This is a genomic window from Flavobacterium sp. MMLR14_040 (assembly GCF_033657265.1).
In the GTDB taxonomy this organism is placed as follows: domain Bacteria; phylum Bacteroidota; class Bacteroidia; order Flavobacteriales; family Flavobacteriaceae; genus Flavobacterium.
This window is the reverse complement of record NZ_JAWVWO010000004.1, coordinates 221,987-235,296: the sequence shown is the minus strand read 5'-3', so window position 1 is coordinate 235,296 and position 13,310 is coordinate 221,987. Positions and strand designations below refer to the sequence as shown.

Here is a 13,310-nt window from a genome sequence, read left to right as displayed (position 1 = left end):
TCAATTATGGCAACAACTTACAAAACACCTGGCGTATATATTGAGGAAATCGTAAAGTTTCCTCCTTCTGTAGCCCAGGTTGAAACAGCGATTCCCGCTTTTATTGGCTATACTGAAAAAGCTACGAACAAGATTAATGGAGATTTAAAATTGCAGCCAACCAGAATCACCTCTCTTTTAGAATATGAACGTTTTTTTGGCTTTGCAAAACCGGAAACAACAATTAGTGTTACAATTAATGATGTTTCCAGTAATAGTGGCGACACAAGATCTATTATTGTAGATCAGCCAACTTTAAAACAGCCTTTTTTAATGTACTATTCAATGCAGTTGTTTTTTGCAAATGGCGGCGGTCCTTGTTACATTATTTCAGTAGGGCGTTATGGAAATGATTTAGATGAAACAGACTCTCCGGTTACAGTAATCACCAGTAGCGCTGCGCTGAATGATGGATTGGCTGAGTTAGAAAAAGTAGACGAACCAACTCTAATTTTATTTCCAGATGCAACAAAAGTAGATGGAATACTTCCAACTGATTTTTACGGATTATACAACAGTGCACTTACACAATGCCATAATCTTCAGGACAGGTTTACCTTAATTGACACTCTAAATTACGATGAATCAAGTCCAACAGACCCTAACATAGACGCTTTAAGAAATGAAATTAGTTCTGAAAAAGATACTATTAAGTACGGCGCGGTTTATTATCCGCACCTGGAAACCATACTGGACTATGCTTTTGATGCTACTAAAATTACAATAAAACATTACTCTTATACAGCAAAAGCATATGATCAAATTGCTGCAGGATTGGCGCTTATAGAAAACCCTACTACGGGAATTGACGCAACTGTAGCCAAATTGGTTGACGATTCTGTTGCGGGAGATATTGCTGGTCAGATCAGTGACATGTTTTTACAAATGTATAGTAATGACGCGACCGGTTTTGATTTAGGAGGAACTTTTGTTACCGACGCTGCCAAAAAAACAGCTTTTTTAAAAAATCTGGATAATCTGCTTAGTACTTTAGAAAGTTTATCGCTTTTGAGAAGCTCGCTAAACGACGAAGCAAATGCTGCAATCAGTACAATATCTGATGAAGATCTGGTTATTGCCGGTAACATTTCAAGTGCCCTGACAGCCTTTAATTTGAATTTTACTGCCTCAAATAAAATTGACTCTGTATATAAAAATTTAAAAACATTAAAGAAAAAAATACAGGATGAGAACGCAGCACCTAAAATGCTTAAAATTATATCTACCGATGATGTAAGTTTTGATAAAGAATTAAAAAAACTGGTAATCTATAATCCCCTAAACGCTCAAACGGGAATTGCAGGACTTACAAATAATTTTTCTGGTATTAAAGGAACGCTACTTACACTTTTAGGACACATTAAATCTGTTAACGGAAAAGATGTAAATAATGGAGCATTAAACGGAAGAAAATTAAGCACGTTAGAAGATATTGACAACGCAACGTTCAATAAAATACTTACCGAAATTTACAATCTGCCTATAACACTTCCTCCAAGTTCTGCTGTTGCAGGGGTTTATGCAAGAGTTGACCGAGACAGAGGAGTATGGAAAGCTCCCGCGAATGTAAGCCTGAACTATGTAATAAAACCAACCGTTAAAATAACAAATACAATTCAGGATAATTTAAATGTTGATACTGTGGCCGGTAAATCCATCAACGCCATCAGAAGTTTTACGGGAAAAGGAACCTTGATTTGGGGATCGAGAACACTGGCAGGTAATGACAACGAATGGCGTTATGTACCGGTAAGACGTTTCTTTAACATGGCAGAAGAATCTATCAAAAAAGCAACCGAACAATTTGTATTTGAGCCTAATGATGCCAATACCTGGATAAGAGTCAGAGCGATGATTGAGAATTTCTTAATTCTTCAATGGAGAGCCGGGGCTTTGGCCGGAGCAAAACCCGAACAGGCTTTTTATGTTAGAATCGGACTGGGACAAACCATGTCGGCTTTGGATATTTTGGAAGGCAGAATGATTATTGAAATTGGAATGGCGGTAGTTCGTCCGGCTGAGTTCATCATCCTTCGTTTCTCTCACAAAATGCAGGAATCTTAATTAAATATCAACATTAAAAAAATATAGATCATGAGTTATCCATTAGCAAAGTTTCATTTCTCAGTTGACTGGGGAGGAACAAAAATAGGTTTTACAGAAGTCTCCGGATTAGATGTAGAAACTGAAGTTATTGAATACCGCCAGGGCGCAAGTCCGGAGTACAGCAAAATCAAAATGCCGGGCATGCAAAAGTTTTCTAATATCACCCTGAAAAGAGGAACTTTTAAAAGTGATAATGAATATTACACCTGGTGGAATACGGTAAAGTTAAACACTATCGAAAGAAGGGACATTACCATCAAATTGCTGAATGAAGAACACGAGCCGGTGATTACCTGGAAAGTAAAAAATGCATGGCCAACCAAAGTACAGTCGACTGATTTAAAAGCCGATGGAAACGAAGTGGCGATAGAATCAATGGAATTGGTTCACGAAGGTTTATCGATTCAAAATGATTAATCATGGCTAATTATTATCCACCGGTTGGTTTTCATTTTTTAGTTGAATTTGAAGGTCTTGGCTCACAGGCAAAAGACCATCAGTTTCAATCGGTTTCCGGTTTATCTGTTGATATTGAAACTGAAGAGATAGCCGAAGGTGGTGAAAACAGATTCAAGCATAAACTTCCGGTAAAGACAAAATATCCAAACCTGAGTTTAAAAAGAGGAATGCTCATAGATTCTGCAGTGATCGACTGGTGTCGGGACGCTATCGAAAACTTCTCGTTTAAGCCAGTTAACCTGACCATCAAATTGCTTAATGAAGAACATCAGCCTTTGATTTCATGGAATGTGGTTCACGCCTATCCTGTAAAATGGGCCGTTGAGGATTTTAATGCTCAGGAAAGTAAGCTCGTTGTTGAAAGCTTTGAACTCACTTATAATTATTTCACTTTACTTAAAAGTTAGTCATGCCGATAGAAATAAAAGAGCTTCACATCAAAATAAATGTGAACGAAGGATCAAAACCGAATTCGGTTCCCAATGCTTCAAAAAGCAAAGGCGAAGATCCGGTAGCGGAATGTGTAGAACAGGTAATGAAAATTATTGAACGTAAAAAAGAACGATAGTCATGGCTGGAGAATTAGAAAAACTGCAAGTTGTTGCTTATAGTGATCCGGAATTTAACACCAAAATTGCCGATGGTAAATTTGATACTTTAATGAATCCGGAAAAGTACACCTATCATTATAAGATTGAAACCGATGAAAATCAGGCTGCAGGTACAAGTACGGTTTCTCCGAAGTTCAATAAAAAACTACCTGAAAATCTGGAACTCGATTTTGTTTTTGACCGAACAGGAGTAATTAACGGCTTCGAAAGTGCTCCAAATGGAATTATGGATGACATTGATAAATTCAAAAAAGTCATCCTTGATTACAATGGCGACGAACACAAGCCCAATTACCTGATTATTTCGTGGGGAGCATTGCTTTTTAAAGGTGCTTTGACCGAAATGGATATTGAATTTAAACTCTTTAAACCAAATGGAACGCCTATAAGAGCGATTGCAAAAGCAAAATTTCAGGGTTTTGTTGAAGATCAGTTAAGGGCTGCAAAGGAAAACAATAAATCGCCGGATTTGACACATTTCAGAACCGTAAAAGATGGTGATACATTGCCTCTGATGTCCTTTACTATCTACGGAGATTCTAAGTATTATCTGGAAGTTGCAAGGGTAAATAACATTGTCAATTTCAGAAAATTAAAAACAGGACAAAAACTATTTTTTCCACCCTTACAAAAACAATCCTGATGAACAATAGCGGAGTCATACAAACCAGTCAAAATGCCGATTTAGTAACGCATAAAGTTTTAATTGAAGGAACAGAGTTATCTAAAACCTATCAGGTAAAAAGTATTGTGGTACAAAATGAAGTAAACCGGATTCCTATGGCTCAAATTGTTTTGACAGACGGAGAAGCTTCTGAAAGAGATTTTAAATTAAGTAATGAAGATTTGCTGATTCCGGGGAAAAAAATTGAAATAACCGCCGGTTATCACAACGACGAAGAAACGATTTACAAAGGCATTGTCATCAAGCATTCTATTAAAATAAAAAGCGGCACTTCTTTGTTGATTATCGAATGCAAAGATGAAGCGGTAAAGCTTACTATTGGCAGAAAAAGCAAATATTTTTATGATGTAAAAGACAGCGAAGCATTTGAGGAAATTATTGGTACTTACGGATTACAAAAAGATATAGAAGCAACCAATTTCAGCCACAAAGAACTCGTTCAGTACAATACATCCGATTGGGATTTTATGGTTTCGCGGGCGCAGGCAAACGGTAAACTTTGTTTTGTTGAAAACGGAAAAATTACCATTAGCAAACCAAACGTAACATCTTCATCTGTTGAAACCGTAACTTTTGGAGCAAGTTTATTAGATTTTGATGCTGAAATTGACGCCAGAAATCAATTTACAAAAGTGTCTTCGTATAGTTGGGATTACAGCAATCAGGAATTGGTTGAAATTGAAGCTAAAGATCCGGGTATTTCTTTAAATGGAAATTTAACGGCATCAGATTTAGCCGAAACCATCGAACTGGAAAACCTTGAGTTACGTCACGGCGGAACAATCACCGAAGCGGAACTTCAGGATTGGGCAGATGCAAAATTACTTTTTCAGCAATTATCAAAAATTCGCGGAAGAGTGAAATTTCAGGGAATTCCGGCAGTAAAACCCAATACCATAATTACGCTCGAAGGCGTTGGTGATCGATTTAACGGAAAAGCATACATCACAGGAGTTTTTCATGAAATATCAGAAGGAAACTGGACTATCGACGCACAATTCGGATTGAATCCGGAATGGTTCTCTGAAACATTTGACATTCATACGCCCACTGGTTCCGGAATTATTCCTGCTATAAAAGGGCTTCACACCGGAATTGTAACACAGTTGGAAAGTGATCCAAATGGCGAAGATCGAATTTTGGTAAAGATTCCAATCATCAATAATGAAGAACAGGGAATTTGGTGTCGCGTGGCTTCTCCTGATGCGGGAGAAAACAGAGGTGTTTTCTTTAGACCTGAAATTGAAGATGAAGTTATCATTGGTTTTATTAATGAAGATCCGAATAATGCCATCGTTTTAGGAATGCTTCACAGCAGCGGAAAACCTGCTCCGATAACGGCTTCTGACGATAATCATCAAAAAGGAATTGTTACCCGAAGTGAAATGAAAGTTTTGTTTGATGATGAAAAAAAATCAATTGGAATTGAAACTCCGGCAGGAAAAAAAATTACGCTTGACGAAGACAAAGGCGTCATTGTTATTGAAGATGAAAATTCGAACGTAATCACCATCGACAGCAACGGAATAAAAATGGAAAGTGCCGGAAACATTGAAATAAAAGCAACCGGAGATGTCAAAATTGAAGGAACGAATGTTTCGATAAGTGCCACCGCACAATTGAAGGCCGAAGGAAGCGCGGGCGCTGAGTTATCATCTGGCGCAACAGCCATCTTAAAAGGAAGTATTGTACAAATAAATTAAAATTATGGGAGCACCAGCCGCAAGAGTTTCAGATATGCATGTTTGCCCAATGGTAACGGCTACCGTACCGCATGTGGGCGGGCCCATTTTACCTGCCGGCGTACCAACCGTTTTAATTGGCGGAATTCCCGCAGCCTGTGTTGGCGACATGGCTACTTGCAGTGGTCCGCCGGATAGCATCGTAATGGGTTCATCAACGGTTTTAATTGGCGGAAAACCAGCAGCCAGAATGGGAGATTCAACCGCACACGGCGGAACAATAGTAGCCGGATTAGCAACAGTTTTAATAGGATAGTTAATTCAGATTAGTGATTTAACAACCATGTAAATCAGGTGGTTTTAAAAATATTAAAATGTAATCCCTACGGGATATTTTATCTGGTGGTATTCTATTTTTCTACCAAGATTCAAATCCTAACGGATTATTTTATTGGAGTTATTTGTTATTACCGAACTGTTTGTCATTTCAACGAAGGAGAAATCTCAGCGGGAAGCTCCACAAAGATTGGATTCTCATTGCATAATCATAAAGATCATATCTCGTAGAGATTATATGTTGGTAGCAAATAATTTAAAATGGCAATATTGTCCCGTAGGGACTACATATTATTAATTAGCATTACGTAGTGTTTTATCATTTTGACGAAAATATTCTTATGAAAACGAGTTTCCTAGCCCCGATAGAAGTGGAAATCCTTTTGTGGCGGGGTTCGCCACAAAAGATTGGAACGGATAGCGGGATTAGCTCCTGAAAATTGTTTTTTTATCATAGAAATCGTGAAATAAATGAGAAAAAAACTTTGCTAGATTTTAATTGGGGATTAAAAAATGATCGACAAGCAAATTGAATTAATTATGGAAAGTGAACAAGCTTTTTTAGGGACCGGATGGAGTTTTCCTCCAGAATTTAAAAAAACAACAAAATCTGTTGTCATGATTTCTGATGAAGAGGATATTAAGAGCAGTCTGGAAATTTTATTATCGACCAAAATTGGAGAACGTATTATGCTCCCAAAATATGGATGCAATATGGATGAACTTCTTTTTAATCCGCTAAACAGAACATTGAAAACCTTTGTATCTGAATTAATAAAAACCGCTATTCTATATCACGAACCACGAATTGATGTAGAGAAAATCGACATCACTCAGGGAGATGACTTAAATGGCGAATTATTAGTGGTTTTAGATTATAAAGTAAGGGCAACCAATTCCAGAACCAATATGGTATATCCTTTCTATAAAGAAGAAGGAACGAATATATAAATTAAAAATTGGGAATTAAAAATCTGCTTAAATCTTTTTAAATCTGCGTGAAAAAATTTTAGCCACAGATTAGAAGATTAAAATGATTTGAACAATTAAAAATTGAGAATTAAAAATTAAAAATCTGCTAAATCTGCGTGAAAAAAAAGCCACAGATTAAAGGGTTTAAACGATTTGTCAGGCTGAGCGGAGTCGAAGCCCACGTGCCAATTGGAACGCCCTTCGACTTCGCTCAGGGTGACACAAAAAACAAACTAAAAGAGAGAAATCTGCTCGATCTGCAAAATCTGCGAGAAAAAATTTTAAAACAAAAAAGGAATACCTACAAGGTTTTGAAAACTTTGCAGGATTAGCAGTAAATAAAAGATTAAAAATAATTACACCTCAGCGAAGGTTAATATTTAATAGTATTATGTGTAACAACAGCGACCATACAAACGATATATTATTCAAACGAAATGGCACAGACCAAGGCGATCGCCTGAATACTATTCTGGATCCCAACAATTTGCAGCTCCATGACTTTGATATGGAAGATTGGTTACTTTTTACCTATAACTTCGCCAAACAGGTTAATTTTTTTGAAACCAATGACAGCGAAAATCCAGCTGGTAACTGGCAGGAAATCTTTGATCATTTTGGCATTCCCAAAGATATTTCTAACAGAAATGACAAGGCTTACAATAACGTAAAACAAAATATTTCAAAAACACTTCGCAACATTGAGTTTGAAGGCACATTAACACCACATATGACTCTTTTTGTGTGTTTTTTAAAACTATTGGAATTATCTAAAACACGTTTTAATTTAATTACAAAAAAACATCTTGATTTCTTTTATAAAGACATTTTGCAAATCGAAAAACTTCCTGCAAAAGCAGATAAAGTACATGTTATTTTTGAATTGGCTAAAAAAAGTATCGAGGAACAAATTGCTTCACAAACTGAATTAGACGCCGGAAAAGATGCTGCAGGAAACAAACTTATTTATAAAACTACCGAAGAATTAATTGCAAATAAAGCCCAGATTACACAACTTAAAAGTGTTTATAATGATATTAAGCGAGGTGAAATAAAAGCAAGCGAAGTGACAAATTCCCTTGATGGAAAAGGAGAAAGTCTTAAAGATGAAGCTAAATATTGGCTGCCTTTTGGATATACTTCTGCTGAAAAAAAATATACAGAACTACAAGCGGCCAAACTTGGTTTTGCAATTGCTTCTCCCTTATTCGAATTACAGGAAGGCGAAAGGAATATTGATATTACAATCACTTTTAACGAGGCTTTTGATTTTAAACCCGAATCTTTTACCCGAGAGGATCTTATAAACAATCTCAGCATTTTCTGTAGTGGCAAAAAAGAATGGCTTGGCGATTTTAAACTTGGCGAAACTTCTGAATCCAATATTTCAGGAAAAGAATTAAGACTTGTTTTTCAGATTCCAAAAGATACTCTGGCAATTGTTAATTATAATCAAAAAATATTAGGCGAAGCTTTTTCAAGTGATCAACCTATTATTCGATTTTTAATTCATACTGAAAATAAAAAAGGACATTATTTATTTAGAAATTTAGTCACAAAAACGATAAGTAAAATTAAAGTACTCGTAAATGTAAAAGATGCTACCTCTTTATCGCTTGAAAACGACAATGGTTTATTAAATGCCGCCAAGCCTTTCTATCCTTTTACAACACAGCCCGTTAAAGGATCTTCATTTTTGATTAATTATCCTGAAATCTTTTCGAAAAAATGGAAAACTATTGACGTTACCATCAATTGGAAAAATACGCCAACCTCCTTCGTATCACATTATGATGCTTACAAAACCAAATATCTTACTACAATAAGCAAGAGCATTTTTTATAAAGGAATGTTTATGGAAGAAATAGTAAAAGATTTATCTGTCAACCAGCCCGAAGACCCACAACCGAAAGAAAATATAACTATTAATATTCCGGAAAATAAAACTAAACTAATTCTAAACCAGAACGTATCAGATCTTATAGTAGATTCAGATCAGTATTTTAAAGCGACAGTATCTGTATTAAATAAAGAAAACTGGGAAAAGAAAGAGCCAGGCATTGCACTGTTTACAATAGACAATATTACGAAGGGATATAAAACAGATTTTTCTGTAAAAGAAAACAATTATGATATTGACAAAAGCGGTCCGATTCGATTAACATTAAATCAATCTTTTCTGCATTCTTTATATCCAAAAATATATACGCTTGCGATAATGAGTAAACTTGCTGATACGCTTATTCCAAACGAAGCTTACACACCATTTATCGAAACAATCAGTTTAAATTATGCTGCAGAAGAAACTACAAATTTTGCCAATCAAACCGAAGAACAATACGAGACAGAGCGTATAAAATTATTTCATGAAGGGCCTTTCGGACAGAGTGAAGAGCATTCGTATTTAAAAAAACTAGCAGTACAAAAAGCTGTTTTTGACACAAATAGTTCAATTGCAAGCCGTCTGGTTCCTGATTATTGTAATGGTGGTGAATTTTATATAGGACTTGACGAAGCTGAAACCGAACAACAAGTCGCTTTATTAATTCAAATACTGGAAGGAAGCGAGAATCCGCTGGCTGAATCCTTTACAGGAAAACAAAAAGTACAGTGGTTTGTGCTTTGCGACAACTATTGGAAAAATATTGAAAATGACCTTTTGGCGAATTCCATCGATAATTTCTTAAAATCGGGTATCGTAAAATTTACTATTCCGAAACAAGCGTCCAAAACAAATACTTTATTCCCGGATAACCTCATCTGGATAAAAGCAAAAATGCATAAAGCTTATGATGCGGTCTGCAAAGTTATCGATGTAAAAACACAAGTCGTTACTGCCGAGTTTTTTAACAATGAAAATGATTTATCGCACTTAGAAAAAGGATTGCCGGCCGAAACGATTTCTAAGCTTATCAACCGAATCACGCAAGTCAAAAGTGTTTCGCAGCCTTTTAATTCTTTTGGAGGAAAACCTATAGAATCTGATGATACGTATTACAAACGTGTAAGCGAACGCCTTCGCCATAAAAACAGAGCAATAACACTTTGGGATTATGAACATCTTATTCTTCAGGAATTTCCCGAAGTATTTAGGGTAAAATGTCTTAACCATACCAATAATGCAACCAATTCATTTCTTTCGCCTGGCGATGTAACCCTTATTGTGGTTCCCGATATTATCAACAAAAATGTATTTGATATTTATGAACCAAGAGTGAGTACTGCAACTTTAAATAAAATTCAAAATTACATCAGCAATTTAAACAGTATGCATGTCGATGCGGTGGTTATTAATCCGGAATACGAACAAGTGGTGGTTAAATTAAGTGTCAAATTTTATGCTGAATATGATGAGAATTTTTATAAAAAACAATTGAATGAAGATATAGCAAAATTCTTGTCGCCGTGGGCATTTGATACTTCTCAGGATATTCTTTTTGGAATTGAATTGCACCGAAGCACCGTGATTGACTACATCGAAAAATTATATTATGTAGACTATTTAGCCGAATTGGAAATGGCTAAGCTTGAAGAGGACAATCCAGAACCGGAAAATCCAAATGATGCTGCGTATCAGGCTAAATTGGAATTTCTGCCAATAGTCTCACCATCAGACCCAAAACGCATTCTTGTATCGGTAAAAAATCACATTATTTCTACAGATATAAAAACTTGTAAACAACCAATTATTGAAGCACCAGAAACATGTCAGTACTAAACCCACATAGCACTATTCCTAAAAAAGTTGCCACCGAAGACGACCTGGATTTCTTTTTTCTAAGAAAAAAAGGAATTGAGTACATCGAACAGCTTGGAGGCAAATTATGGACTGATTTTAACTCGCATGATCCGGGTATCACGATGTTGGAGATGTTATGCTATGCCATAACAGATCTTGGTATGCGAATGAATCTTCCTATCGAAAACATTTTGGCATCTGAACAAAAAAGCAAGGGAATTGCTTCTCAGTTTTTTAAAGCTTCAGAAGTATTGCCTACAAGTCCTGTAACAGCACTCGATTACAGAAAATTGTTTATCGATATCGACGGCGTTAAAAATTGCTGGCCGGCAAAACACAAAAAAACAGTTTATGTAAATTGTAAAGAGGATAAATTATCTTATGATTCTAAAGATTTTAACGAAGTTCCGAGAGGTTTTAAAAAGCAGTTTGAACTAAAAGGGCTATATGATCTTTATGTAGATTTTGAAAGCAAAAACCCCTTGGAAATTAATGGTATTAAAAACAAAATCAGAGAGAAATACCATGCCAACAGAAACCTGTGCGAAGATCTGATCAACATTATAAAAGTAGATGAATACCCAATAAAAATATGCGCCAGTATTGAAGTAGATACCCAGGCCGATGAAGAAATGGTTCACGCGCTTGTACTGCATGCCCTTGATGGCTATTTATCGACAACAGTCAATTTTTATTCGGTTAAACAAATGATGGATAAGGGATATACTTCGTTAGAAATTTTTGACGGTCCTATTCTTGAAAACGGTTTTATAGATACCAAAGAATTAATCGAAGCCGAACTAACCAGCGAAGTACGATTATCTGATATTATAAAATTAATCATGAATGTGCCGGGCGTTATCTCGATCAAAGATATCGCCATGGGAGATTGCGGAGATGGCGATGCAAATTTAAATCAATGGTTGATTTGCCTTAAAGAATATCAGAAACCGTTAATTTGTTATAAAAGTGTTTTCAATTATAATAAAGGTTTGCTGCCGTTAAATATCAATAAGGCGCAAGTAGCAATTTATCTTGACGAAATTGATGCTGCAAAAGATGCGGCTACTGCTTTTTCGAGCCAAAATAAAGAGCTAAAATTACCCGACGGAAGGTATCTTGACATTGAAAGTTATACAACAATACAAAATGATTTTCCGGATACTTATGGTATTGGAGAAGAAGGTTTGCCAACAAGAGCTACAGCTGCCCGAAAATCTCAGGCAAAACAACTTAAAGGTTATCTTTTATTTTTTGATCAGATTTTAGGAAGCTATTTTAAACATTTAGGACAGGTGAATGAAATGCTTTCGGTAAGCGGTAATCTTACCAAAACATTTTTTACTCAGGCGATAAAAGACATCGACGGACTTAGTGAACTGGTAACCAATTACCCTGAAAATAATGATGAATATCTGACAGAAATTCTTTTTGAAAAACTGGACAATAATATAGAAAGAAGAAATGATATTCTGGATCATCTTTTAGGGCGTTTTGCAGAACGTTTTTCTGAATATGTTTTCATCAACAAAAGCATATACGGAACTGCAACTGATGAAGTGGTTCTTAAAACGAAAGAAGATTTTTTGAAAGATTATAAAATCGTAAGTAAAAATCGGGGCAACTCTTTTAACTATTACAAACAGCCCAATAGTAATTTATGGGATACCGATAATGTTTCGGGAGTCAAAAAGAGAATTTCCAGACTTTTAGGAATCAAAGATTATAATAGAAGACACTTGTCAGACTCTTTTGTTGATTTATATCATTTTATTGATTCAGACAATCAGCTTGTGTACCGATGGAGAATCAGAGATACAGAAGACAATATTGTACTCTCCGGAACAACAGAATATTATGACACTTCTGTAGCCAATAGAGAACTGTATTTTGCAGTTTTGCAAATTATTCAAACCAGAGAATATAATGTTGAAGAAGCTTTTAAAAAAGGAATTTCAGATCCTGAAGTTATTGACAACATTCAGATTCATCAGGCTGATTCAGGCAAGTATTCGTATGATATCATTAATCCATTAATTACAGACGAAGACAACGCCGACCGAATTATTGCAAAACGATACACGTACTATGATACTTTACAGGAACTAAAACAATCTATTCTGGATTTGATTTATTTCATGAAAGAAGTTTTTACAGAAGAAGGAATGTTTATCGTAGAACACATGATGCTTCGTCCCGATGTAAATTTAGTTACTGTAAATCCGGAAACTTTTTTACCTATTTGTACAGATGAATGCAAAAACTGCGAACCTCTGGATCCCTACTCCTATCGTGTAAGTATTGTACTTCCCGGATACACATTGCGTTTTGCGAATATCGATTTCAGAAACTATATGGAAAAGGTCATTAAAGAAGAATTACCATCGCATGTACTGGCAAAAATTTGCTGGATCGGATACAGGAAAAATGAAATTGACAACCCGGCAGAAAATGAGCTTTTGCAGTTTGAAAACTCTTATAAAGAATATTTGTTTGCCAAAACGATATTGAACCAGGAACAACCGGAAACAGAATTAATACCATTTATTAAAGCTCTGTCCAACCTCAGCAATTTATATCCTACGGGAAGACTATTTGATTGCAGCGACGAAAACGAAAATCAATTCGAAAAAATAATTCTAGGAAAAACAAATTTAGGATCACTATAAATACCATTCAAA

General features: G+C 35.7%; 10 protein-coding genes. All 10 read left to right on the top strand.

Annotation, left to right across the window (positions count from 1 at the left end):
- Positions 1-6: 6 nt before the first annotated feature.
- The 10 genes from SD960_RS08250 to SD960_RS08205 all read left to right on the top strand — a co-directional run bounded on the left by SD960_RS08250 (position 7) and on the right by SD960_RS08205 (position 13,298).
- Positions 7-2,103: a phage tail sheath C-terminal domain-containing protein gene (locus SD960_RS08250; RefSeq protein ID WP_318802186.1), complete on the top strand. Its 2,097-nt coding sequence runs from the start codon at positions 7-9 to the stop codon at positions 2,101-2,103.
- 30 nt (positions 2,104-2,133) lie between these two features.
- Positions 2,134-2,562, top strand: a complete 429-nt coding sequence (locus SD960_RS08245; RefSeq protein WP_318802185.1) for a phage tail protein — start codon at positions 2,134-2,136, stop codon at positions 2,560-2,562.
- Between the two features lie 2 nt (positions 2,563-2,564).
- Positions 2,565-3,011 (top strand): phage tail protein, encoded by a 447-nt coding sequence (locus tag SD960_RS08240; protein ID WP_318802184.1) that lies wholly within the window; start codon positions 2,565-2,567, stop codon positions 3,009-3,011.
- A gap of 2 nt (positions 3,012-3,013) precedes the next feature.
- A complete protein-coding gene (locus SD960_RS08235) occupies positions 3,014-3,172 on the top strand; it encodes a DUF5908 family protein (RefSeq protein ID WP_318802183.1) in 159 nt (52 codons plus the stop codon).
- Between the two features lie 2 nt (positions 3,173-3,174).
- Positions 3,175-3,858, top strand: coding sequence for a LysM peptidoglycan-binding domain-containing protein (locus tag SD960_RS08230; protein WP_318802182.1), 684 nt, complete (start codon positions 3,175-3,177; stop codon positions 3,856-3,858).
- On the top strand, positions 3,858-5,603 hold the full coding sequence (gene vgrG, locus SD960_RS08225; RefSeq protein WP_318802181.1) for a type VI secretion system tip protein VgrG: 1,746 nt from the start codon (positions 3,858-3,860) through the stop codon (positions 5,601-5,603). The genes SD960_RS08230 and vgrG overlap by 1 nt, the downstream gene beginning before the upstream one ends.
- A gap of 4 nt (positions 5,604-5,607) precedes the next feature.
- Positions 5,608-5,898, top strand: coding sequence for a PAAR domain-containing protein (locus SD960_RS08220; protein WP_318802180.1), 291 nt, complete (start codon positions 5,608-5,610; stop codon positions 5,896-5,898).
- Between the two features lie 560 nt (positions 5,899-6,458).
- Complete coding sequence (locus SD960_RS08215) at positions 6,459-6,869, top strand: GPW/gp25 family protein (protein WP_318802255.1); 411 nt, start codon at positions 6,459-6,461, stop codon at positions 6,867-6,869.
- A gap of 412 nt (positions 6,870-7,281) precedes the next feature.
- Entirely contained in the window at positions 7,282-10,608 is a 3,327-nt protein-coding gene (locus SD960_RS08210) for a baseplate J/gp47 family protein (RefSeq protein WP_318802179.1), read from the top strand.
- A complete protein-coding gene (locus SD960_RS08205) occupies positions 10,596-13,298 on the top strand; it encodes a hypothetical protein (protein WP_318802178.1) in 2,703 nt (900 codons plus the stop codon). Before SD960_RS08210 ends, SD960_RS08205 begins: the two co-directional genes overlap by 13 nt.
- Positions 13,299-13,310: the final 12 nt, after the last annotated feature.

Coding starts and splice junctions, on each gene's coding strand:
- SD960_RS08230 (WP_318802182.1), top strand. CDS start 3,175: ATGGCTGGAGAATTAGAAAAACTGCAAGTTGTTGCTTATAGTGATCCG.
- SD960_RS08215 (WP_318802255.1), top strand. CDS start 6,459: ATGGAAAGTGAACAAGCTTTTTTAGGGACCGGATGGAGTTTTCCTCCA.
- SD960_RS08220 (WP_318802180.1), top strand. CDS start 5,608: ATGGGAGCACCAGCCGCAAGAGTTTCAGATATGCATGTTTGCCCAATG.
- SD960_RS08210 (WP_318802179.1), top strand. CDS start 7,282: ATGTGTAACAACAGCGACCATACAAACGATATATTATTCAAACGAAAT.
- SD960_RS08240 (WP_318802184.1), top strand. CDS start 2,565: ATGGCTAATTATTATCCACCGGTTGGTTTTCATTTTTTAGTTGAATTT.
- SD960_RS08235 (WP_318802183.1), top strand. CDS start 3,014: ATGCCGATAGAAATAAAAGAGCTTCACATCAAAATAAATGTGAACGAA.
- SD960_RS08205 (WP_318802178.1), top strand. CDS start 10,596: ATGTCAGTACTAAACCCACATAGCACTATTCCTAAAAAAGTTGCCACC.
- SD960_RS08245 (WP_318802185.1), top strand. CDS start 2,134: ATGAGTTATCCATTAGCAAAGTTTCATTTCTCAGTTGACTGGGGAGGA.
- SD960_RS08250 (WP_318802186.1), top strand. CDS start 7: ATGGCAACAACTTACAAAACACCTGGCGTATATATTGAGGAAATCGTA.
- vgrG (WP_318802181.1), top strand. CDS start 3,858: ATGAACAATAGCGGAGTCATACAAACCAGTCAAAATGCCGATTTAGTA.